Below are 22,439 nucleotides of genomic sequence, written 5' to 3' on the forward strand. Positions count from 1 at the left end.
CGTGCAACGCCCGGACGATGACACGAAGGACTGAGCTGACATGAACAACAACGGGAGCTTCTCGTTGCTGATTTTCGCCCTGCCCCTGCTGCTGCTGGGCTGGTTGTTCTTCACCCAGAACAAGCGGATGAAGCAGATGCGCAACTTCAGCTCGTCCCTCGACGTCGGCGACCGGATCGTCACCTCCTCGGGCATCTACGGCGTCGTCACGCATCTCGACGACAGCACCGCGTGGCTCGAGATCGCCGAGGGCACCACCATCCGCGTGGACCGGCGCGCCATCGCGATGAAGCAGTCCGACACGGCGGCCACCCACGGCACTCCGGAGGCATCGGCCACCGACGCCCCGCCGGCCGACGACGCACCGGGTACGACCCCGGGCTCCCAGCAGAACGGTCAGTGAGGCTTTCGTGGCACGCAGCTCCACCAAGAAGTCGGCGAGACGGAGCCTCCTGGCGCTCGTCGTCGTCATCCTCGCCCTCGGCGGCCTCGCAGTCGGCCTGACGAAGTGGGGCGGCGGGTCCATGACCCCCCGCCTCGGCCTCGACCTCGAGGGCGGCACGGAGCTCGTGCTCCAGCCCCAGCTCACCGGCACCGAGACGATCAGCGAGGGCCAGGTCAACCGGGCCGTCGACATCATCCGCCAGCGCATCGACGCCAACGGGGTCTCCGAGGCCGAGATCACCACCCAGGGCGGCAAGAGCATCGTCGTCTCCATCCCCGGGCAGCCGACGGCCGAGCAGCTCGACGCGCTCAAGAAGCCGTCGCAGCTGCGCTTCCGGGCCGTCTACGTCCAGGCCCTCGACAGCAACGCCACCCAGGTCAAGCCGGGCGGCACGCCGAGCGGCACGGCGACGCCCACCGGCACCCCGTCGGGCACGGCGACCGGCGCAGCGACCGGGACGCCCAAGGCGAGCGGCACCGTGACCCCCTCGGCGTCCCCGACCGCGCAGAACGGCGTCGTCCCCGACGCGCTGCGTGCGGCCACGACGCCGGCCACCCCGGCGCCTTCGGCCACGGCGACTGCCCCCGCGACGCCGGCACCGGCGGCCACGCAGACGGCTCCAGCCCCGACCCCGGCAGAGACCGAGGCGGCCGTCAAGACGCAGGCCAGCACGGGTCTCGTGGGCCTCGGCTGGGACAAGGCCAAGGCCGACGCGGCCGCTGCGAAGGTCGCCAAGGCGTACACCGCACTCAACTGCTCCACCCCCGGAGCGGTCGACAAGGTCCAGGACGACCCCACGCAGCCCATCGCCACGTGTGGCGAGGACCGCACCACGAAATACGTCCTCGGCCCGAGCGAGATCGACGGCAGCGAGATCGCCGACGCGACGAGCGGCTACCAGCCCGGCCCCAACGGCCAGCCGACCTCCATCGTCGAGGTCGCCCTGTCGTTCAAGGACGCCGGCAAGGCCAAGTTCGCCGCCGTCACCAAGCGGCTCTACGGCCTGCAGTCCCAGCCGCCCCTCGACCAGTTCGCGGTCGTGCTCGACAAGGCCGTCATCACGGCCCCCCAGGCGCGTGCCGTCATCACCGACGGGCGGGCCTCGATCACCGGCTCGTTCACCATCGACTCCGCCAAGCAGCTCGCCGAGCAGCTGAAGTTCGGTGCCCTGCCGATCTCCTTCGCCCTGCAGACGCAGGACAACATCACCCCCCAGCTCGGTGAGGAGCAGCTCCGCATCGGCCTGCTCGCCGGTTTCATCGGCCTGCTGCTCGTCGTCGTCTACTCGCTGTTCCAGTACCGCGCGCTCGGCCTCGTCACCGTCGCCTCGCTCGTCGTCGCCTCGGTCATCACCTACCTCGCGGTCACGATTCTCGGCACGACGCACGGCTTCCGCCTCACCATGGCCGGGGTCACCGGCCTCATCGTGGCCATCGGCGTCACGGCCGACAGCTTCATCGTCTACTTCGAACGCATCCGCGACGAGGTGCGAGACGGTCGCCCGCTCGTCGCCGCCGTCGAGACCGGCTGGAAGCGCGCGCGGCGCACGATCATCGCGGCGGACGGCGTGAACTTCATCGCGGCCGTCGTGCTCTACCTCCTGGCCTCGAGCAACGTCCGCGGCTTCGCCTTCACCCTCGGCCTGACCACCCTCATCGACCTGCTCGTCGTCATGCTCTTCACGCACCCGACGGTGCAGCTGCTGGCCCGCACGGAGTTCTTCGGCAACGGTCACAAGTGGTCGGGTCTCGACCCGCAGCGCCTCGGCGCCAAGGAGTCGGTCCGCTACCGCGGTCGCGGCCAGTTCGGGGCACCCGGCGCCCAGCGCCCGCCCGCCACCGTGGGCTCGGCCCGCATCGCCGAGGGGAAGGCCCAGGCATGATCAACTTCTCCCAGGTCGGGAACGACCTCTACACCGGCAAGCGCTCGGTCGACTTCATCAAGCGCCAAAAGACGTGGTACGCCCTCTCGGCCGTCCTCATCGCCTTCGCCCTCGTCGGCATCTTCGTCAAGGGCCTGAACTTCGGCATCGAGTTCAGCGGTGGCTCCGAGTTCCGCGTCCAGGGCGTCTCAAACAGCCAGGGCTACGAGGAGAAGGCGCAGTCCGCGATCTCCACCGCGGGCATCCCGGGCAACGTCATCTCGACGATCATCGGCCAGGACACCGTCCGCGTGCAGTCCGAGGCGGCGTCGGACCGCACCGACGAGGCCAGTGCGGCGCTCGCCCAGCAGTTCGGTGTCGACAAGAACGCGGTCAGTGCCTCGCTCATCGGGCCCAGCTGGGGACAGTCGGTCAGCCAGCAGGCGATCCGGGGCCTCGTCGTCTTCCTCGTCCTCGTGACGATCGTCATGGCGCTCTACTTCCGGACGTGGAAGATGGCCGTCTCGGGCCTCGTGGCGCTGTTGCACGACCTCGTCATCACCGTCGGCATCTATGCGCTCTTCGGATTCGAGATCACCCCGTCGTCGATGATCGGCTTCCTGACGATCCTCGGCTACTCGCTCTACGACACCGTCGTCGTCTTCGACAAGGTCCGCGAGAACACCGCGGAGGCCTTCCGCACGAAGCGCATGACGTACTCCGCGGCGGCCAACCTCGCGGTCAACCAGACCCTGGTCCGCTCGATCAACACGACCGTCGTCGCGCTCCTGCCGATCGCCGCCGTGCTCTTCGTCGGCTTCACCCTGCTCGGGCCCGGCACGCTGCTCGACCTGTCGCTCGCGCTGTTCATCGGCATCGCCGTCGGCGCCTACTCGTCGATCTTCATCGCCACGCCGCTGCTCGTCGACCTGCGTCGCAACGAGCCCGCGGTCCGCGAGCTCGACGCGTACGTCGCGCGCCACGGCGCCAAGCAGGGCCCTGCGGCTCCCCACGGCGTCCCCGAACCGGCGGTCGTCGGCGCCGACTCCACCGGGGCGGCCGAGGTGGCTTCTGACTCGACGTCGGCCTCGGCCGAGGGGATGCCGCGTCCGGTGCACAAGTACGCCCAGGCCGGGCCGCGCAACCAGCCCAAGCGCGCCCCGAAGTCGCGGCGCTGACGACGGGCCCGCGGCAGCGGTCCCATCGGAGCGGTCGGCCCACGACCGCTCGTTCCAACCACCACCAGGAGATGGCGTGAGCCAGATCAGTGACCTCGTCGCGAGCAAGCTGCGTGACATCCCGGACTTCCCGAAGCCCGGGGTCCTCTTCAAGGACTTCACGCCGCTCATCGCGGACGGCCACGCCCTCGGCGAGCTCGTGCGCGACATCGCGGGCCGGTACGCCGGGCAGGTCGACGTCGTCGTCGGCATCGAGGCCCGCGGGTTCATCCTCGGTGCCGCGGTGGCCTACGAGCTCGGTCTGGGCATCGTGCCGGTCCGCAAGGCGGGCAAGCTCCCGGGGGAGACCCTCAAGGAGTCCTACGCCCTCGAGTACGGCACGGCCGAGATCGAGGTGCACACCGACGCCTTCGAGCCCGGACAGCGGGTCCTCGTCATCGACGACGTCCTCGCGACCGGGGGGACCGCCGAGGCCACCGCACTGCTCGTCGAGCGCGCAGGCGCACAGGTGGCCGCGATCGAGGTCGTCCTCGAGCTGGCCTTCCTCGAGGGCCGCAAGCGTCTCGCGGACCGGCCCGTCAGCGCGATCCTCACGCTGTGATCCCGGACGGACGGCCTAGACTCACTTCATGAGCGAGGACGTCCGCAACGAGCTGTCCACCCCGTCGCGGGTGCGCGCCCGTTTCGCTCGCTTCGGGGCCACCCGGCCGGCCGGCAACCCCGTCCTCGAGCCCCTCATGACCGCGGTCCGCCAGAACCACCCGAAGGCGGACCTGTCGGTCATCGAGAGGGCGTATGCCGTCGCCGAGCACGCGCACGAGGGGCAGATGCGCAAGAGCGGCGACGCGTACATCACGCACCCGCTCGCCGTGACGACGATCCTCGCCGAGCTCGGCATGACGCCCCCGACGCTCGCGGCGGCGCTGCTGCACGACACCGTCGAGGACACGGCATACAGCCTCGACGAGCTGCGGCGCGACTTCGGCGACGAGATCGCGATGCTCGTCGACGGCGTCACCAAGCTCGACAAGGTCACCTACGGCGAGGCCGCGCAGGCCGAGACCGTGCGCAAGATGGTCATCGCGATGGCGCGCGACATCCGGGTCCTCGTCATCAAGCTCGCCGACCGGCTGCACAACGCCCGCACGTGGCGCTACGTCAGCGCCGAGTCGGCCAAGCGCAAGGCCAACGAGACGCTCGAGATCTACGCGCCCCTCGCGCACCGCCTCGGCATGAACACCATCAAGTGGGAGCTCGAGGACCTCTCGTTCGCGACGCTCTACCCGAAGGTGTACGACGAGATCGTGCGCCTCGTCGCCGAGCGCGCCCCGGCCCGCGAGGAGTACCTCGCCGGCGTGCGCGCCCAGGTCACCGAGGACCTCACGGCCGCCAAGATCAAGGCCGTCGTGACGGGTCGGCCCAAGCACTACTACTCCGTCTACCAGAAGATGATCGTGCGGGGTCGCGACTTCGAGGAGATCTACGACCTCGTCGCCGTCCGGGTGCTCGTCGACACGGTGCGCGACTGCTACGCGGCGCTGGGCGCCCTCCACTCGCGGTGGAACCCGGTCCCGGGCCGGTTCAAGGACTACATCGCGATGCCGAAGTTCAACATGTACCAGTCGCTGCACACGACGGTCATCGGCCCGCAGGGCAAGCCGGTCGAGATCCAGATCCGCACGCACACGATGCACCGCCGGGCCGAGTACGGCGTCGCGGCGCACTGGAAGTACAAGGACCAGAACAACGGCGGCGGTCCCGCGCGTCCCGGCGAGATCACGCCGCAGAACGACATGGCGTGGCTGCGCCAGCTGCTCGACTGGCAGCGCGAGACCGAGGACCCGGGGGAGTTCCTCGACTCGCTGCGCTTCGAGATGGGCAGCAGCGAGGTCTACGTCTTCACGCCGAAGGGGTCGGTCGTCGCGCTCCCCGTGGGCGGCACGCCCGTCGACTTCGCCTATGCCGTCCACACCGAGGTCGGGCACCACTGCATCGGTGCGCGCGTCAACGGCCGCCTCGTCCCGCTCGAGTCGACGCTCGAGAACGGCGACGTCGTCGAGGTGCTGACGAGCAAGGCCGACGGTGCCGGGCCCTCGCGCGACTGGCTCCAGTTCGTCAAGAGCCCCCGCGCCCGCAACAAGATCAAGCAGTGGTTCTCCAAGGAGCGGCGCGAGGAGGCCATCGACGCCGGCAAGGACGCGATCGCCAAGGCCCTGCGCAAGCAGAACCTCCCGCTCCAGCGGCTGATGAGCCACGAGTCGATGACGGCGGTCGCGACCGACCTGCGCTACCAGGACATCGAGGCGCTGTACGCCGCCGTGGGCGAGGGACACGTGTCGGCGCAGCACGTCGTCGGCAAGGTCGTGGCGTCGATGGGTGGCGTCGAGGGCGCCACCGAGGACCTCGCGGAGGCCACCGTCCCCACGCGGGCAGCCAGCCGGCGCAAGCCGGGCGACCCGGGGGTCGTCGTCGTCGGGACCGCCGACGTGTGGGTCAAGCTCGCGAAGTGCTGCACCCCGGTGCCGGGGGACCCCATCATCGGGTTCGTGACCCGGGGCAACGGTGTCTCGGTGCACCGCGTCGACTGCACCAACGCCGACCAGCTGACGGCCAACCCCGAGCGGCTCATCGACGTCGAGTGGGCCCCCAGCTCGGCGAGCGTCTTCCTCGTCCAGCTGCAGGTCGAGGCGCTCGACCGCAACCGCCTGCTCAGCGACGTCACGCGCGTCCTGTCGGACCAGCACGTCAACATCCTGTCGGCCTCGGTGCAGACGTCGCGCGACCGGGTCGCCATCTCCCGGTTCACCTTCGAGATGGGCGATCCCGCCCACCTCGACCACGTCATCAAGGCGGTGCGCCGGATCGACGGCGTCTTCGACGTCTACCGCGTCAACGGCGGCAAGTCGACGATGTGACCGTGGCGCACGAGAGAGCCCGCCCGGCGAGTTCGCTTGCGGGGCGGGCCTTCTCGTGCGCGTGGTGCCTCGGTCAGCCGCCGAACTCGGCGACGCCGGCGCGGGCCTGGTCGAGCCAGACCTGACGGGCCTCGAGGGCCTCGCGGGCCTTCTTGACCTTGCTCGCGCTGCCGGACGCCTCGGCCTTCGCGAGGTCGTCCTGCAGGTCGGCGACGGCGCGCTCGAGCTGGTCGACCATGGCCCGGGCGCGGGCCGCGACCTCGGGGTTGCTCGACTTCCAGCGGCGGTCGTCGGCGTCACGTACGGTCTGCTCGATGCGCCGCATGGCCTTCTCGACGCGCTCCATGTCGGACCGCGGGACCTTGCCGGCGGCGTCCCACTTGTCCTGGATGACGCGCAGCTGGGCCTTGGCCTTCTCGAGATCGGTGACGGGCAGGATCGCCTCGGCCTCGACGAGCAGGGCCTCCTTGACGGCGAGGTTGCCGCGGTACTGCTCCTCCTCGACCGCGACGACCTCGTCCTTGGCCGCGAAGAAGCTGTCCTGGGCGGCCTTGAAGCGGGCCCACAGCTTGTCGTCGTCGGACCGGCTGGCCCGGCCCGCGCGGCGCCACTCGTCCATGAGTCGCTTGAACGCACCCGCGGTGGCCGCCCAGTCGGTGCTCGTCGCGAGCTTCTCGGCGTCCGCGACGAGCTGCTCCTTGGCGCTCTTCGCGTCGGCGTGCTGCGCGTCGAGCCCGGCGAAGTGGCTTCGACGGGCCTTGTCGAAGCCGTTGCGGGCGGCGCTGAACCGCTGCCACAGGTTCGACTCCGTCTCGCGGTCGAGGCGCGTGGCCGAGCGCTGGTGGGCCTTCCACTCGTCGAGCAGCTCGCGCATCCGGGCGCCGCTGGTCTTCCACTGGATGCGGTTCTCGGGCTGACCCGCGATCTCCTCGGCCTCGGCGACGATCTTCTCGCGCTCGGCCGTGGCCGCGACCCGAGCCTCGGCCCGGTGCTGCTGCTCGACGTTGCGCTTGGCGGCCAGGCCGGACTGGATCTCGTCGAGCTTGGTGGCGAGGGCGTCGAGGTCGCCGACGACGGTCGCGTCCTTGACCTGCGCGGCCAGGGTCTTGAGTCCCTCGGCGACGTCCTTGGACGGCACCTCGGGCTGCGAGAGGCGCTGCTCGAGGAGCACGGCCGAGGCGAACAGCTCGTCGTACTTGCGGGCGAAGTAGGTCAGCGCCTGCTCGTCGGTCGCGCCGGGGTAGGAGCCGACCTCCTGCTCCTCGCCGTCCTTGGTGCGCACGAAGACGGTGCCGTTCTCGTCGACGCGACCGAACGCCGCGGACGCGGAGTGGTCGGTCGTGATCAGCGCCGGCGCCGCGGGCGTCACGGTGGGGTGCGGCACGGCCTTGGCGAGCGCCGCCGGCGTCGGGATCGACGACGGCTTGGGGATGCTCGCCGGCGAGGGGTCCGCAGCCGTCTCCTCGGTCGCCGTCTCCTCGGTCGCCGTCTCCTCGGTCGCCGTCTCCTCGGTCGCCGTCTCCTCGGCAGTGTCTGCTGCCTCCGTGCTGCTCACCGAGGCCAGGGCGTCCGCGGTCTCGGCGACGGCCGCCGGCGACTCCTCGGCCTCCGCAGCGACCGGCGCGGTGCCGGCCGGCTCGGCGGACTCCGGCTCCGTGACGGGGGCCGGCGCCTCGGCCTCCGGGGACGTGCCGGCCGGGATGCCGGGATCCGTCCCGGCGTCGGTGGTCTCGTCGGGCTCGGGCTGCTGGATGTCGGTCATGCCTTCTTCTCCGTCACGCTGACGCTGAGGATGCTGATCGGGGAGACGGGGGTTCCGTCCGTCGGGCTGGGTGGCAGGGCCTTGTTGGCGGCAATCTTGTCAACGATGTCGAGGCCCTTGGTCACCTTTCCGAAGATCGTGTAGCCACCACCGTCGGTGGGCAACTGGGTTTCCTTGTAGGTGATGAAGAACTGGCCGCCGTTGCTGTTCGGGTCCTGCGTGCGGGCCATGGCGAGCACGCCGGTGGGGTACTTCCCGTCCTTGGGGGCGTTCTCGATGCCGAAGGTGTAGCCGGGGCCGCCCTGGCCGCTGCCGGTGGGGTCACCGCACTGGAGGACGTAGATACCCTCCGTGGTGACGCGGTGGCACGGGCTCGGGGCCCAGTAGCCGGTCTTGGCGAGGTTGATGAACGACGCGACGGTCTGCGGTGCCTTGGTGCCGTCGAGCTCGAAGGTGAGGTCGCCGCACGTCGTCTTCACGGTCGCGACGAAGGTCTTGCCGGCAGCCGTGGCCTTGGCCGGGACCTCCTTCTGCTGCTTCGGGGCCGTCTGGTTCGCCGGGGGCGCCGTGCAGCCGGCTGCGAGCTTCTGCCCGGCCGCGAGTCCGCCGGTCGGCGTGCCGGTCGCGGTGCTGGCGGGCGTCGTCGAGGCGGCCGCGGGCGTTGCCGCGTCGGAGCTGCCGACGAGCTTGGGGACGACGATGGCGGCTGCGACGATGAGGATGACCGCGAGGATCACACCGAAGACCTGCTTGTCGCGCGTCGAGTCGCCCACCGGCGGCTTGGCGCTCTTCTGCTGTTCCTCGTGGCGGCGGCGCGCACGTGCGCGTTCCTGCTCTTTGGTCACGAACCTCTCCTCGTACGGGCCACATGGGCGGTCCCCGGGCGTCCGGTCATTTTAGGGAACGACGATGGGGCCGGCGCAGCGGGAGGGGTCACGAGTCCGTGACATCTCGGCTCCGAGGCGCGATCGCGCTCCCAACGGCGTCGACCCGGCATACCTCAGCGGTCGACGCCGCCCACCGAGGACGTATGCCGGATGCCCGGGATCGCGTCCTCGCTAGGCTCCCAGCGTGCTGACGATCGCGTTCCCCGCCCAGGCCTTCGACACCAACTGCTACGTCCTCGCCCCGCAGTCGGGGGAGGAGTGCGTCATCGTCGACCCGGGGGTCGGGGTCGAGGAGACGCTGCGCGAGATCCTGACAGGGCACCGGTTGCGGCCGGCTGCGGTGCTGCTGACGCACGGGCACGTCGACCACGTCTACTCCGTGACGCCGGTCTGCGGGTCCGACACGGCTGCCTACATCCACGCCGACGACCGCTACCGGCTCCACGACCTGCTCGGGCGCAGCAACCCGGGGCTCATCGCGATGTTCGAGCAGCAGTTCGGGGCGGCTGCGACGTGGACCGAGCCGACCAACGTCGTCGAGATCACCGACGGCACCCGTCTGACCCTGGCCGGGATGGAGTTCGACGTGCTGCACGCCCCCGGGCACACCGAGGGCTCGGTCATGTTCGGCATCGACCGCGTCCCGGACGGCATCCGCGATCAGGTCGACGTCGACCGCACGATGGTCACCGGGGACGTCCTCTTCGCCGGTTCCGTCGGCCGCACCGACCTGCCCGGGGGCGACCCGGCCGCGATGCAGCGCAGCCTGCGGGACGTCGTGCTGCCCCTGCCCGACACGACGCTCGTGCTGCCCGGGCACTACCAGGCCACGACGATGGCCCACGAGCGGACCACCAACCCCTACCTGAGAGACTTGCCCGCGTGAGCACGCGTCCCGCCTCGAAGTCCGCTGCCAAGGCCAGCTCCAAGGTCACCCCGATCAGCGGCTTCCCCGAGTACCTCCCGTCCGAGCGCATCGTCGAGCAGCGGTTCCTCGACGTCATCCGGGAGACGTTCGAGCTGCACGGGTTCTCCTCCGTCGAGACCCGGTCCATCGAGCCGATCGACCGGCTCAGCGCGCAGGGCGAGGACGCCGACAAGGAGATCTACGCCGTGTCGCGCCTCGCCGGTGGCGCCGGCGACGACGCCCGCTGGGGCCTGCACTTCGACATGACGGTGCCGTTCGCCCGCTACGTCCTCGAGAACGCCGGCAAGCTGGCCTTCCCGTTCCGGCGCTACCAGATCCAGAAGGCCTGGCGCGGCGAGCGGCCCCAGGAGGGCCGCTACCGCGAGTTCACCCAGGCCGACATCGACGTCGTCGACGTGGGCCAGCTCTCGCCGCACTTCGAGGCGGAGATGCCGCTCGTCATCGCCGACGTGTTCAGCAAGTTCCCGGTCGGCGAGTTCGTCATCCAGGTCAACGACCGCAAGATCCCGAACGGCTTCTACCAGGGCATCGGGATCACCGACGTCATCGGGACCCTGCGGATCGTCGACAAGCTCGACAAGCTCGGACCGGAGAAGGTCAAGGCGCTGCTCGTCGAGTCGGGTACGACGCCTGAGCAGGCCGACCAGTGCCTCGCACTCGCCGGCGTCCGCTCGACCGACCTCGGCTTCGTCGAGCAGGTGCGCGCGCTCGGTGTGGAGCACCCGCTGCTCGACGAGGGACTCGAGTCACTCGCGAACGTCATCCGCACCGGAATGGCCCACGCCCCGGGCAAGCTCGTCGCCGACCTGCGCATCGCGCGCGGCCTCGACTACTACACCGGCACCGTCTACGAGACCCAGTTCATCGGTCACGAGTCGTGGGGCTCGTTCTGCTCCGGCGGGCGCTACGACGCCCTCGCCAGCGACGGGAGGAACACCTACCCCGGTGTCGGCATCTCGATCGGCGTGACCCGCATCCTCGGCCTGCTCATCGGCCGCGGGCTCGTCACCGCGTCCCGGTCGACACCCGCCGCCGTGCTCGTGGCCCTGACCGACGACGAGTCGCGCGAGGGCGCGGTCGCGGTGGCGACGGCGCTGCGTCGACGCGGCATCTCCTGCGAAGTCGCCCCCTCGGCGGCGCGCTTCGGCAAGCAGATCCGCTACGCCGAGCGGCGAGGCATCCCGTACGTCTGGTTCCCCGGCGCGGCCGAATCGGGCGACGAGGTCAAGGACATCCGCTCGGGTGAACAGGTCCCGGCTTCCGCCGAGTCGTGGACCCCGCCGGCCGAGGACCTCGTCCCGCAGGTCACCCGCGTCGACTGAGTACTCGACGGGAGGAGAGGGTCAGGCGCCGGGCGGTGGGCGCAGGCCCTGGTCGCGCAGCTCGAGCAGGGCAAGGCGCCGGATGACGTCTCGGTCCTGTCGCCGCCAGGCACCTGCCGGGTCCTCGGACACGCGTGCCAGCGCCCGCATCGGCTGGTTCGACATGGCCCGGAGCGCGAAGAGGTCGAGGTCCTCACCGGCGTCGATGAAGCGCTGCGACTGGGTCGCGTTGCGCACGAAGCGAACTCGGACGTAGAGCCACACGGCGAGGACGACCAGGATGGGTGCGAGCGCCATGACGAGGCCGAGCCCCAGGGCGAGCCTGTCGACGGTGTCCGCCATGGACGTCCCCGCCGACTGGAGGGTCGTGCCCGACCCTGCGGCCTGGGTCAGCCACGTCCTCAGCTGGTCGCCCACGAGCGGGATCTGCCCGGCCTGGTCGCCCGCGCCGGTGAGGGCGCCGTTGACCGACCGGCCCGCCGACGTGATCGAGTCGGCGGGCGCGCGCAGCTGCTCCACGGTGTCGTGGACCTGGCGACCGGCATACACCCAGAGCCCGATCCAGAGCAGCATGAGCACGTCGGACAGGATCTGTCGCGTGCGCCGGGCCGGGGTGTCTGCGTAGAGCTTCACGCGCCCCATGGTGGCGAAGACCGCGCCAAAGCACACGTGGGCGCGACGACGGCGGCAGGCGCGCGGCGAGTCCGGGGGGAGTTCGCCGGCTGCCGACCGGGCCGTGACGGCCACGGATACAGTGGCTTCGCGGCCCCTGAGGGCCCCTTCTCACCGCGGCAACGGCGCCGTGGCCGAGTCAGTCCGGAAGGAAGTGCAGCAGCATGAAGGTCGGCATCCCCCGCGAGGTCAAGAACCACGAGTACCGCGTGGCCATCACCCCCTCCGGCGTCCACGAGCTCGTGGAGAACGGGCACGACGTCCTCGTCGAGAAGGACGCCGGCGTCGGGTCCCAGATCAGCGACGACGACTACGTGGCAGCCGGGGCCCGCGTCATCGGTTCCGCCGACGACGTCTGGGGCGAGGCCGACATGGTGCTCAAGGTCAAGGAGCCCGTGGCCGAGGAGTACCACCGGATGCGAGAGGGCCTGACCCTCTTCACCTACCTGCACCTCGCGGCCGACAAGCCGCTCACCGAGGAGCTCGTGGCGCGCAAGGTCACCGGCATCGCCTACGAGACGGTGCAGCTGCCCTCGGGCGCCCTGCCGCTGCTCTACCCGATGTCCGAGGTGGCCGGCTGCCTCGCGCCCCAGGTCGGTGCGCACGCGCTGATGCGCGCGCAGGGCGGGCGCGGCGTCCTCATGGGCGGCGTCGGTGGCGTGGCCAACGCGAAGGTCGTCATCCTCGGCGCCGGCGTCTCGGGGCAGAACGCTGCGAACATCGCCCTGGGCATGGGGGCCGACGTCACCCTGCTCGACACCGACCTCGACAAGCTCCGGATGTCGTTCTGGCGCTACGAGAACCAGGTGCACGGGCTGGCCTCGAACCGGCTCACGGTCCAGCAGCAGGTGCAGGAGGCCGACATGGTCATCGGCGCGGTGCTCATCCCCGGGGCCGCAGCCCCCAAGCTCGTCTCGAACCAGCTCGTGTCGCAGATGAAGCCGGGCTCCGTGCTCGTCGACATCGCCATCGACCAGGGCGGATGCTTCGAGGACAGCCACCCGACGACGCACGCCGACCCGACGTACCGCGTGCACGACTCGGTCTTCTACTGCGTGGCCAACATGCCGGGTGCGGTGCCCAACACCTCGACCTACGCGCTGACCAACTCGACCCTGCCGTATGCCGTGAAGCTCGCCAACCAGGGGTGGCGCGACGCGCTGCGGTCCGACCACGCGCTCGGGCTCGGCCTCAACACGCACGACGGCCACGTCACGTACGCCGGGGTGGCCGAGGCCCACGGCATGGCGTCGGTCAGCCTCGACGAGGCGCTGTCCTGACCGACCAGGTCGTCACCGGGCCACCCGCGGCACCGCTCTCGCGCCTCGAGCGCGACGTCCGCGGGTGGCTCGACCACGTCCGGGTCGAGAAGGGCGCGTCCGACAACACGCTCACCTCCTACGCCCGGGACCTGCGCGCCTACACCGCCTTCCTCGCCGCGAAGGGGATCGACGAGGCCGGCCGGGTCACCGAGGCCGATGTCACCGACTTCCTCGCGTCGCTGCGCGAGCGCGGTCTGGCCGCCTCCTCCGCCGCCCGCACCCTCGTGGCGGTCCGCGGCTTCCACCGCTTCCTGGCTCTCGAGGGCGAGGCGGCCGGGGACCCGGCGGCCAACGTCGCCCCGCCCAAGCCGCCCGCACGGCTGCCCAAGGCGATCCCGCTCGAGGCCGTGGAACGCCTGCTCGCGGCGGCGTCGGTCGGCGACACGCCCGAGTCGCTCCGGGACCGGGCGCTGCTCGAGCTGCTCTACGGCATCGGCGCCCGGATCAGCGAGGCCGTCGGCCTCGACGTCGACGACCTCGAGACGGCCGACCCCGGCCTCCCCGCAGGTGGCCCGGCCAGCGGGGGAGGGGCCTCGGTGCGGCTGCGCGGCAAGGGCGGCAAGGAGCGCGTCGTCCCGGTGGGGCGCTACGCCGTGGAGGCCGTGACGGCCTACCTCGTGCGCGGCCGACCGGCCCTCGCCCAGCACGGACGGGGCGGTCCGGCGCTCTTCCTCAACCAGCGCGGCGCCCGGCTCTCGCGCCAGTCGGCGTGGGCGGTCATCCAGCGCGCCGCCGAGCGGGCCGACCTCACCGAGCACGTGTCGCCGCACACGCTGCGCCACTCCTTCGCCACCCACCTGCTCGACGGGGGAGCCGACGTGCGCGTCGTCCAGGAGCTGCTCGGGCACGCGTCGGTCACGACCACCCAGATCTACACGATGGTCTCGGTGCACCGCCTCCGCGAGGTCTATGCGGGCGCCCACCCCCGCGCCCGCTGATAAGGTCACACGTGATCAGCGCGAGGCTGACCGCAGCATCTCAGGGCAACGCCGAGCGGAGTAGAACACCCGGTGAACGAGGAGTCACACGACACCATGCAGTCCGTGCGGTCCGAGGACCTCGAACAGCCCCGACCCGGCCCGGTCAGCGCCACCCCTCGGGTCGCGCAGCTGCCGGGCACCGAGTCCGCCGGATCCGGCGCGATGGGCCCGACCGGCCGCCCGCTCCCCGACTTCCCGGAGCCCGGGCTGCTCTCGAGCCACGGACCCGCGCGCATCATCGCGATGTGCAACCAGAAGGGCGGCGTCGGCAAGACGACGACGACCATCAACCTCGGTGCGGCCCTGGCCGAGCTGGGCCGCAAGGTCCTCGTCGTCGACTTCGACCCGCAGGGCGCGCTCTCGGTGGGCCTCGGCGTCAACGCCCAGGAGCTCGACACGACGATCTACAACCTGCTCATCGAGCGCGGCCACGACATCCACGACGTCATCCAGCACACCCGCACCCCGAACCTCGACCTCGTGCCGGCCAACATCGACCTGTCGGCCGCCGAGGTCCAGCTCGTCGGTGAGGTGGCCCGTGAGCAGATCCTGGCCCGGGTGCTGCGCCCCGTCATCGACGAGTACGACATCGTCCTCATCGACTGCCAGCCGTCGCTCGGCCTGCTCACCGTCAACGCCCTCACCGCCGCGCACGGGGTCGTCATCCCGCTGGAGTGCGAGTTCTTCGCCATGCGCGGTGTCGCCCTGCTCATCGACACCATCGACAAGATCACCGACCGGCTCAACCCCCGCCTGCAGGTCGACGGCATCCTCGCCACGATGTACGACGGCCGCACGCTGCACAGCCGGGAGGTAGTGCGCTCCGTCGTCGACCACTTCGGCGAGCAGGTCTTCCACACCGTGATCAGCCGCACCGTGAAGTTCCCCGACGCGACGCTCGCCGCCGAGCCGATCACGTCGTACTCCTCGGACCACTCCGGTGCCAACGCCTATCGCCAGCTCGCCCGCGAGCTCGTCGCGCGCGGTGCCGCGGCCTGATCCGTAGTGATTCGATGACCGAGCAGGACACCGTCGGCCGCCCCGCGGTCGACGCCGACGACGCTGCCCTCGCCGAGGTCACTCCGGTCGCCGAACTCGCCGAGGCCGGGGCTGCCGCTCCGGCCGCCCCGACGGAGGAGCTGACCCCCGGCGGTGTCATCACGCGCCGGTCGTCGGCGCCGTTCGAGGTGCACCTCGACGTCTTCTCGGGGCCCTTCGACCTGCTGCTCGGCCTCATCAGCAAGCACAAGCTCGACATCACCGAGGTCGCCCTGGCCAAGGTCACCGACGAGTTCGTCGCCCACATCAAGGCGGCCCAGGCCACCGACAGCGACTGGGACCTCGGCCAGGCCTCCGAGTTCCTGCTCATCGCCGCCACCCTGCTCGACCTCAAGGCCTCACGCCTGCTGCCGTCGGCGGCACCGCAGGACGACGAGGACCTGGCACTCATCGAGGCACGCGACCTGCTCTTCGCCAGGCTGCTGCAGTACCGCGCCTACAAGGAGATCGCCAACACCTTCCGCGACCGGATGGCCACGGCCGGCCGCATCACGCCGCGCCAGGCGGGCCTCGAGCCCGAGTTCGCCAAGCTGCTTCCCGAGCTCGTCATCGCCGTGACGCCCGAGCAGTTCGCGATGATCGCCGCGCGGGCGATGACGCCGAAGATCGCGCCCACCGTCGGCCTCGAGCACCTGCACGCGCCCCAGGTCAGCGTCCGGGAGCAGGCCGCGATCATCGTCGACCGGCTGCGCCACCGCGGCCAGGTCTCGTTCCGGAGCCTCGTCGCCGATGCCGACAGCACGCTCGTCATCGTCGCCCGGTTCCTCGCGCTGCTCGAGCTCTTCAAGGAGGCCGCCATCGCCTTCGAGCAGGCCGAGGCGCTCGGGGAGCTCGACATCCGCTGGACCGGCACCGAGGCGGGCGACATCGCCATCGACGACGAGTTCGACGAGGACGACGGCGACGACGGCGACGACGGCGACGTTGACGACGACGACAGCGATGGCGGCGCGCCGCACGAGGCCAGCGACCCGCGGGAGATCGACGAGCCGGGTGGCGCAGCCGCCCCACGGACAGGAGCAGACGATGAGTGACCAGTCGGCGCAAGGGACGGGCGAGCCCGCCGAGCCCGAGGCGCTCGATGACCGCGAGGACCTGGGCGGTGCCGACGAGCAGATCGCCTTCGACATCAACGACTTCCCGGGCGGGGCCCGCTCGGCTCTCGAGGCCGTGCTCATGGTCGTCGACGAACCCGTGACCGAGGTCGCGCTCGCCTCGGCGCTCGAGCTGCCCGTCGAGGACGTGCAGGGCCACCTGCACGCGCTGGAGGAGGAGTATGCCGCCGCGCAGCGCGGGTTCACCCTGCGCAGCGTCGCGGGCGGGTGGCGCGTCTACAGCCGGTCCGACTTCGCGCCCGTCGTGGAGAAGTTCGTCCTCGACGGCCAGCAGGCCAAGCTGACCCAGGCCTCCCTCGAGACGCTCGCCGTCATCGCCTACCGCCAGCCCGTCTCCCGGGCCCGGGTCAGTGCCGTCCGCGGTGTCAACGTCGACGGTGTCGTGCGCACGCTGACGTCGCGCGGTCTCATCGAAGAGGTCGAGGACCTCGGGGAGAGCGGTGCGATGCTCTATCGCACGACGCCCTACTTCCTCCAACGCATGGGGCTGTCGTCACTCGACGACCTCCCGGCGCTCGCGCCCTACCTACCGGACGCCGACGTCATCGACGAGCTCATCGAGGAAGGACACGCATGAGCGAGTACTCCAGGTCTCCCCGCCAGCCGCGCAAGAAGGGGTCCGGCTCTTCCGGCGGCCCCGGTGGCGCGCGGCGTGGCGGCCCCGCCGCCGCACGAGGCGGCTCCGGGACCAAGGGTCGCACCGGTCGACCGGTCGCGGGCGGCCGCAGCGGTGGAGGCGGCAAGTCCGCCGGCCCGCGCTTCGCCGGCTCGACCAAGGCGAGCCAGCCCACCAAGCTGCCCGACCGCAAGGCCGCTCCCGAGATCGACGTTCACGATCCCGAGGGCGTGCGTCTCCAGAAGCTCATGGCGGCCGGAGGCGTCGGCTCGCGCCGCGTCTGCGAGAACCTCATCGAGCAGGGTCGCGTGGAGGTCGACGGGCAGGTCGTCACCGAGCTGGGCGTGCGCATCAACCCGCAGACCCAGGTCGTCCACGTCGACGGCGTGCGCGTCAACCTCGACGAGGACCGCGTCTACCTCGCGTTCAACAAGCCCAAGGGCGTCGTGACCACGATGCACGACGAGCTCGGCCGCATCTCCCTCGAGGACTACGTCGGCAACCGCGAGCAGCGGCTCTTCCACGTCGGCCGCCTCGACGCCGACACCGAGGGCCTGCTGCTGCTCACGAACGACGGGGATCTCGCCCATCGGCTCCAGCACCCGGCGTACGGCGTCCTCAAGACCTACGTGGCGACCATCCGTGGGCCGGTGCAGCGTGACGTCGGCAAGCGGCTGCGGGAGGGCGTCGAGCTCGAGGACGGCCCCGTGAGCGTCGACTCGTTCCGGATCGTCGACCACCAGCCCGGCAAGGCCATGGTCGAGGTGGTGCTGCACGAGGGGCGCAAGCACGTCGTGCGACGGATGCTCGAGGCGGTGGGACACCCGGTTCTCGAGCTGGTCCGCACCGAGGTCGGCCCGATCCGTCTCGCCGACCTCAAGTCCGGGCGCACGCGTCGGCTCAACAAGGCAGAGATCGGCGCGCTCTACAAGGCCGCTGGTCTGTGATCCGGATGTCCCGGCTGGGTGACATCGTGGTCGCTACGCTGGCGTGGTGACCACGCACGTCCGCATCGTCGGCACCGGGCTGATCGGGACCAGCTTGGGGATTTCCCTCTCCCACAGCGGTTTTCGCGTGTCGCTCGACGACCCGTCCCCGACGGCCGTCCGTCTGGCCCGCGACCTGCAGGCCGGCGACGTCGCCGACGACGAGACCGACGCTCCCGACGTCGTCGTCGTCGCCGCACCGCCCGACGTCGCTGCCCGCGTCGTCGTCTCCGCGCTCGACCGGTGGCCCGATGCGGTCGTCACCGACGTCGCCTCCGTCAAGGAGTCGGTGCTGCGCGTCGTGCTCGACTCGGGAGCCGACTCGAGCCGCTACGTCGGCTCCCACCCGATGGCAGGACGGGAGCGCTCGGGAGCGGCGGCTGCCAGGGCCGACCTCTTCGACGGCCGCGCCTGGGTCGTCGTCCCCCACGAGGCGTCGACCGACGCGGCGGTTCGTCGGGTGCGCGAGCTCGCGCTCGCCGTGGGCTCAGCCGTCCGCGTCATGCCGGCGCACGAGCACGACGAGGCCGTCGCTGCCGTGTCGCACGTGCCGCAGCTCGCCTCGAGCATCGTGGCCGCGTGTCTGCGCGAGCTGCCCGAGTCCGCCGTGGGGCTCGCAGGACAGGGGCTGCGTGACGTGACCCGGATCGCGGCCAGCGACCCCCGCCTGTGGACCCAGATCCTCGCCGGCAACGCGCCGGCGGTGCGCGACGTCCTCCGTCACGTCCGCGACCAGGTCGACGACGTCGTCGGCGCGCTCGACTCGCTCGTGGACGCCGACGGGGACGGCGCGCTCGGCACCCTGAGCCACGTCCTCGAGGCCGGCAACCTGGGCCACGCGCGGATCCCCGGCAAGCACGGCGCTGCGCCCGCGGCATACGAGGTCGTCTCCGTCGTGGTCCCGGACGAGCCGGGGTCGCTCGCGCGGCTGCTCACCGACGTCGGGGAAGCCGGCATCAACCTCGAGGACCTCCACCTCGAGCACGGGCTCGGACAGGCCGTCGGAATCGCCGAGATCTCCGTCGTCCCCGCCTCCGTCGAGCCGCTGCGAGCCGAGCTGGCCCGGCTCGGGTGGCGCGTCCACGACTGAGTCCCGGCTCGCGGGCGGACCCCGGACGGGGCCGGTCGAGGCACTATCGTCGTCCGCATGCCGCAGACCCCCGAGGAGCATCTGTCCGGATTCGTCGTCGCCGTGGACGGGCCCTCCGGCTCCGGCAAGTCGAGCGTCAGCAAGCAGGTCGCGCGGTCTCTCGGCTTCGGCTTCCTCGACACCGGCGCCATGTACCGCGCCCTGACGTGGTGGTGCCTCCACGAGGGCGTGGACCTCACCGACGCCGACGCGGTCACCGATGCGGCACAACGCTTTCCGCTGACCATCGGCACCGATCCCGACGCGCCCTCGGTCTCGGTGGACGGCACGGATGTCGCTGCTGCGATCCGCGAGACGCGCATCTCGACCAACGTCTCGGCCGTGGCTGCCGTCATCCCCGTGCGCGAGATCCTCCGGGTCCTGCAGCGCCGACTCATCTCGGAGGCGGCGCGAACGCAGGGTGGCGTGGTCGCCGAGGGACGCGACATCACGACCGTGGTCGCACCGGACGCCCCCGTACGCATCCTGCTGACCGCGTCCGAGGAGGCACGACTGGCGCGCCGCTCCACGGAGCTGCACGGAGCAGCCGACGCAGCCGCCGTGGCCGCGACCCGGTCCCAGATCGTCGACCGCGACCGGGCCGACTCGGCCGTGTCGGAGTTCACGGTGGCGGCCGACGGCGTGACGACGATCGACACCTCGCACCTCGACTTCGACGGCTCGGTCGCGGCGGTGCTGCAGGTCGTCGAGGCGGCCCGAGCATGAGCCCCGAGTCCGCACCAACCGGCTCGGGCACCGCGCTCGCGCCGCACCCTCGTCGGGCCGTCGTCGGCCGCTGGATCGGCATCGGCATCTTCCACACCCTGTACCGCGGTCGGGCCTGGCATGCCGACCGGGTGCCGCTCACCGGCCCCGTCATCCTCGTCGCCAACCACGCGGCCTTCCTCGACGGGCCGTTCGTCTTCTCGCTCTCGCCTCGGCCCGCCAACTTCCTCGTCAAGAAGGAGGCCTTCAAGGGCTTCTTCGGCTGGCTCATCCGCAACGTCGGACAGATCCCGATCGACCGCACCGTGGGCGACCGGGCCGCACTGACGACGGCGACAGCCGTGCTCGAGCGCGGGGGAGCGGTCGGGATCTTCCCCGAGGGCAACCGCGGCGGCGGCGAGGTCGAGCAGGTCAACCAGGGCGCCGCCTGGATCGCCCTGCGCACCGGCGCGACGCTGGTGCCCGTCGCCGTCCGCGGCACCCGGGTCCCGGGCAGGTCGGCCGACGCGTGGCCACGGCCCCGGAGCACGCTCGACGTCGTCTTCGGCGAGCCCTTCGAGCTCGACGTCCCTGACGGCATACCGGGCCGCGAGCGCCTGCGCATGGCCAGTGACCAGCTGCGCGAAGCCCTCGCGTCACACGTACGCTCCGCGCGGTGGGAGAATGGCGCTTCAAAAGACGTTCACTGATTCGAGGACACCGTGACTGACGAGACCGCCCGCCCCATCGACGAGGGCGCTCCGATCTCGACCCCCGACTCCACCGACGGCCCTGTCACGACCCCCGAGGTCGACGACGCCGCCGTGGAGCGCGCCCTGCGCGCCGGGCTCGACGACTTCGAGCTCAGCCCTGAGGACCAGGCGCTGCTCGACGCCCAGGGCCCGCTCTCCGAGGACGGCGCGGCCCAGGGCCCGCTGCCCGTCGTGGCCGTGGTCGGGCGCCCCAACGTCGGCAAGTCGAGTCTGGTCAACCGCATCCTGCGCCGTCGTGAGGCCGTCGTCGAGGACGTGCCCGGCGTCACCCGTGACCGGGTGTCCTACGAGGCCGAATGGGGCGGGCGCCGCTTCACCATCGTCGACACCGGCGGCTGGGAGGCGGACGCCACCGGCATCCACCTGCGGGTCGCCGAGCAGGCGGAGATCGCCATCGACCTCGCCGACGTCGTCATGTTCGTCGTCGACGCCACCGTCGGCGCGACGGACGACGACGAGGCGGTCGTCAAGCTCCTGCGTCGTTCCGGCAAGCCGGTCGTGCTCGTGGCCAACAAGGTCGACGACCAGCGCGGCGAGGCCGATGCGGCGATGCTGTGGAGCCTGGGGCTGGGTCAGCCCTTCCCCGTGTCCGCCGTGCACGGGCGGGGGAGCGGTGACGCCCTCGACGCCGTCCTCGACGTGCTGCCCGACGTGTCGGCCCACGGCGCGTACGCCCAGGGTGGCCCGCGACGGGTCGCGCTCGTCGGACGCCCCAACGTCGGCAAGTCGAGCCTGCTCAACCGCCTCGCGGGCGAGGAGCGCGTTGTCGTCGACAACGTCGCGGGCACCACCCGCGACCCCGTCGACGAGCTCATCGAGCTCGGCGGCAAGACGTGGCGCTTCGTCGACACGGCCGGGATCCGTCGCCGGGTCCACCAGAGCCGTGGCGCGGACTTCTACGCCTCGCTGCGCACCCAGACCGCGCTCGAGAAGGCTGAGGTGGCCGTCGTGCTCATCGACGCCGAGGAGCCCATCGCCGAGCAGGACATCCGGGTCGTGCAGCAGGTCATCGACTCGGGCCGCGCCCTTGTCATCGCCTACAACAAGTGGGACACCCTCGACGAGGAACGCCGCTACTACCTCGAGCGCGAGATCGACAAGGAGCTCGTCCAGGTGCCGTGGGCGCCCCGGGCCAACATCTCTGCGCGCACCGGGCGGCACATGGACCGCCTCGTGCCCGCCATCGAGACCGCGCTCGAGTCCTGGGACACCCGTGTCCCCACCGGCCGGCTCAACGCGTTCATGGGGGAGATCGTGGCTAGCCACCCGCACCCCCTGCGCGGTGGCAAGCAGCCGCGCATCCTGTTCGCGACCCAGGCATCGACGCGGCCGCCGCGCTTCGTCATCTTCGCGTCCGGCTTCATCGAGGCGGGCTACCGCCGGTTCATCGAACGCCGGCTGCGCGAACAGTTCGGCTTCGAAGGCACGCCCATCGAGGTCTCCGTGCGCGTCCGCGAGAAGCGTCGCCGCTGACCTCTGGTCGTCGATGCCGCCCAGGGGGGCCGATTGGGACCAGCGGCACCCGGTGCGCTACTGTTCCTTTCGCCCCGAGGGGCATTCGGGCTGTGGCGCAGCTTGGTAGCGCACTTGACTGGGGGTCAAGGGGTCGCAGGTTCAAATCCTGTCAGCCCGACCGTGTGATGTCTCAGGACATCGGAATGAGCCGGACCTACGGAATGTAGGTCCGGCTCATTCGTTTGTGCGGGTCCGGGTGGGGCGTCCGGTGGGTTGGTAGTCACGGCTGGGGTCCAGGACGAGCTGGCGCAGGAGCTCGCCGGTGGCCG

At 71.2% G+C, this 22,439-nt stretch carries 20 protein-coding genes and 1 tRNA gene; 18 read left to right on the plus strand and 3 right to left on the minus strand.

The window, feature by feature from the left end; genetic code table 11:
- The first annotated feature begins 40 nt into the window (after nucleotides 1-40).
- The 5 genes from yajC (at nucleotide 41) to AB4030_RS18995 (ending at nucleotide 6,399) form a co-directional block, all read left to right on the plus strand.
- Nucleotides 41-403 (plus strand): preprotein translocase subunit YajC, encoded by a 363-nt coding sequence (yajC, locus tag AB4030_RS18975; protein ID WP_442280765.1) that lies wholly within the window; start codon nucleotides 41-43, stop codon nucleotides 401-403.
- Between the two features lie 7 nt (nucleotides 404-410).
- Nucleotides 411-2,327: a protein translocase subunit SecD gene (secD, locus tag AB4030_RS18980; RefSeq protein ID WP_442280766.1), complete on the plus strand. Its 1,917-nt coding sequence runs from the start codon at nucleotides 411-413 to the stop codon at nucleotides 2,325-2,327.
- On the plus strand, nucleotides 2,324-3,484 hold the full coding sequence (gene secF, locus AB4030_RS18985; RefSeq protein WP_442280767.1) for a protein translocase subunit SecF: 1,161 nt from the start codon (nucleotides 2,324-2,326) through the stop codon (nucleotides 3,482-3,484). The genes secD and secF overlap by 4 nt, the downstream gene beginning before the upstream one ends.
- A 76-nt stretch (nucleotides 3,485-3,560) precedes the next feature.
- Complete coding sequence (locus AB4030_RS18990) at nucleotides 3,561-4,085, plus strand: adenine phosphoribosyltransferase (RefSeq protein WP_442280768.1); 525 nt, start codon at nucleotides 3,561-3,563, stop codon at nucleotides 4,083-4,085.
- Nucleotides 4,086-4,113: 28 nt separating this feature from the next.
- Nucleotides 4,114-6,399 (plus strand): RelA/SpoT family protein, encoded by a 2,286-nt coding sequence (locus AB4030_RS18995; protein WP_442280769.1) that lies wholly within the window; start codon nucleotides 4,114-4,116, stop codon nucleotides 6,397-6,399.
- 73 nt (nucleotides 6,400-6,472) lie between these two features.
- Here AB4030_RS18995 and AB4030_RS19000 read toward each other — a convergent pair whose 3' ends face one another.
- Together AB4030_RS19000 and AB4030_RS19005 are read right to left on the minus strand one after the other, a co-directional pair.
- Complete coding sequence (locus AB4030_RS19000; protein WP_442280770.1) at nucleotides 6,473-8,161, minus strand: DUF349 domain-containing protein; 1,689 nt, start codon at nucleotides 8,159-8,161, stop codon at nucleotides 6,473-6,475.
- Nucleotides 8,158-9,006, minus strand: coding sequence for a peptidylprolyl isomerase (locus AB4030_RS19005; RefSeq protein WP_442280771.1), 849 nt, complete (start codon nucleotides 9,004-9,006; stop codon nucleotides 8,158-8,160). Before AB4030_RS19005 ends, AB4030_RS19000 begins: the two co-directional genes overlap by 4 nt.
- Before the next feature lie 226 nt (nucleotides 9,007-9,232).
- Between AB4030_RS19005 and AB4030_RS19010 the strand changes: the two genes are divergently transcribed.
- Together AB4030_RS19010 and hisS are read left to right on the plus strand one after the other, a co-directional pair.
- Nucleotides 9,233-9,934 (plus strand): MBL fold metallo-hydrolase, encoded by a 702-nt coding sequence (locus AB4030_RS19010; protein WP_442280772.1) that lies wholly within the window; start codon nucleotides 9,233-9,235, stop codon nucleotides 9,932-9,934.
- Nucleotides 9,931-11,298, plus strand: a complete 1,368-nt coding sequence (gene hisS, locus AB4030_RS19015; RefSeq protein ID WP_442280773.1) for a histidine--tRNA ligase — start codon at nucleotides 9,931-9,933, stop codon at nucleotides 11,296-11,298. The genes AB4030_RS19010 and hisS overlap by 4 nt, the downstream gene beginning before the upstream one ends.
- Before the next feature lie 21 nt (nucleotides 11,299-11,319).
- Here the strand turns inward: hisS and AB4030_RS19020 are convergent, their stop codons facing one another.
- On the minus strand, nucleotides 11,320-11,931 hold the full coding sequence (locus tag AB4030_RS19020) for a hypothetical protein (protein WP_442280774.1): 612 nt from the start codon (nucleotides 11,929-11,931) through the stop codon (nucleotides 11,320-11,322).
- Between the two features lie 203 nt (nucleotides 11,932-12,134).
- Between AB4030_RS19020 and ald the strand changes: the two genes are divergently transcribed.
- The 11 genes from ald to AB4030_RS19075 all read left to right on the plus strand — a co-directional run bounded on the left by ald (nucleotide 12,135) and on the right by AB4030_RS19075 (nucleotide 22,288).
- Nucleotides 12,135-13,250, plus strand: a complete 1,116-nt coding sequence (gene ald / locus AB4030_RS19025) for an alanine dehydrogenase (protein WP_442280775.1) — start codon at nucleotides 12,135-12,137, stop codon at nucleotides 13,248-13,250.
- A complete protein-coding gene (gene xerD / locus AB4030_RS19030) occupies nucleotides 13,247-14,230 on the plus strand; it encodes a site-specific tyrosine recombinase XerD (RefSeq protein WP_442280786.1) in 984 nt (327 codons plus the stop codon). Before ald ends, xerD begins: the two co-directional genes overlap by 4 nt.
- 204 nt (nucleotides 14,231-14,434) lie before the next feature.
- Nucleotides 14,435-15,271 carry a ParA family protein gene (locus AB4030_RS19035; RefSeq protein WP_442280787.1) on the plus strand — a complete coding sequence of 279 codons (837 nt, stop codon included), beginning with the start codon at nucleotides 14,435-14,437 and terminating at the stop codon, nucleotides 15,269-15,271.
- A gap of 14 nt (nucleotides 15,272-15,285) precedes the next feature.
- On the plus strand, nucleotides 15,286-16,365 hold the full coding sequence (locus AB4030_RS19040; protein WP_442280776.1) for a segregation and condensation protein A: 1,080 nt from the start codon (nucleotides 15,286-15,288) through the stop codon (nucleotides 16,363-16,365).
- Nucleotides 16,358-17,023, plus strand: coding sequence for an SMC-Scp complex subunit ScpB (scpB, locus tag AB4030_RS19045; RefSeq protein WP_442280777.1), 666 nt, complete (start codon nucleotides 16,358-16,360; stop codon nucleotides 17,021-17,023). The genes AB4030_RS19040 and scpB overlap by 8 nt, the downstream gene beginning before the upstream one ends.
- Entirely contained in the window at nucleotides 17,020-18,009 is a 990-nt protein-coding gene (locus AB4030_RS19050) for a pseudouridine synthase (RefSeq protein WP_442280778.1), read from the plus strand. Before scpB ends, AB4030_RS19050 begins: the two co-directional genes overlap by 4 nt.
- A 46-nt stretch (nucleotides 18,010-18,055) precedes the next feature.
- Nucleotides 18,056-19,138 (plus strand): prephenate dehydrogenase, encoded by a 1,083-nt coding sequence (locus tag AB4030_RS19055; RefSeq protein WP_442280779.1) that lies wholly within the window; start codon nucleotides 18,056-18,058, stop codon nucleotides 19,136-19,138.
- Between the two features lie 57 nt (nucleotides 19,139-19,195).
- Complete coding sequence (gene cmk, locus AB4030_RS19060; protein ID WP_442280780.1) at nucleotides 19,196-19,903, plus strand: (d)CMP kinase; 708 nt, start codon at nucleotides 19,196-19,198, stop codon at nucleotides 19,901-19,903.
- A complete protein-coding gene (locus AB4030_RS19065) occupies nucleotides 19,900-20,592 on the plus strand; it encodes a lysophospholipid acyltransferase family protein (RefSeq protein ID WP_442280781.1) in 693 nt (230 codons plus the stop codon). Before cmk ends, AB4030_RS19065 begins: the two co-directional genes overlap by 4 nt.
- Nucleotides 20,593-20,646: 54 nt before the next feature.
- Nucleotides 20,647-22,128, plus strand: a complete 1,482-nt coding sequence (der, locus tag AB4030_RS19070) for a ribosome biogenesis GTPase Der (RefSeq protein ID WP_442280788.1) — start codon at nucleotides 20,647-20,649, stop codon at nucleotides 22,126-22,128.
- Nucleotides 22,129-22,214: 86 nt separating this feature from the next.
- Nucleotides 22,215-22,288: transfer RNA gene (locus AB4030_RS19075), tRNA-Pro, on the plus strand.
- Nucleotides 22,289-22,439: the final 151 nt, after the last annotated feature.

Origin of the sequence: Terrabacter sp. 2YAF2, from assembly GCF_052114705.1 — a bacterium.
GTDB lineage: Bacteria > Actinomycetota > Actinomycetes > Actinomycetales > Dermatophilaceae > Terrabacter.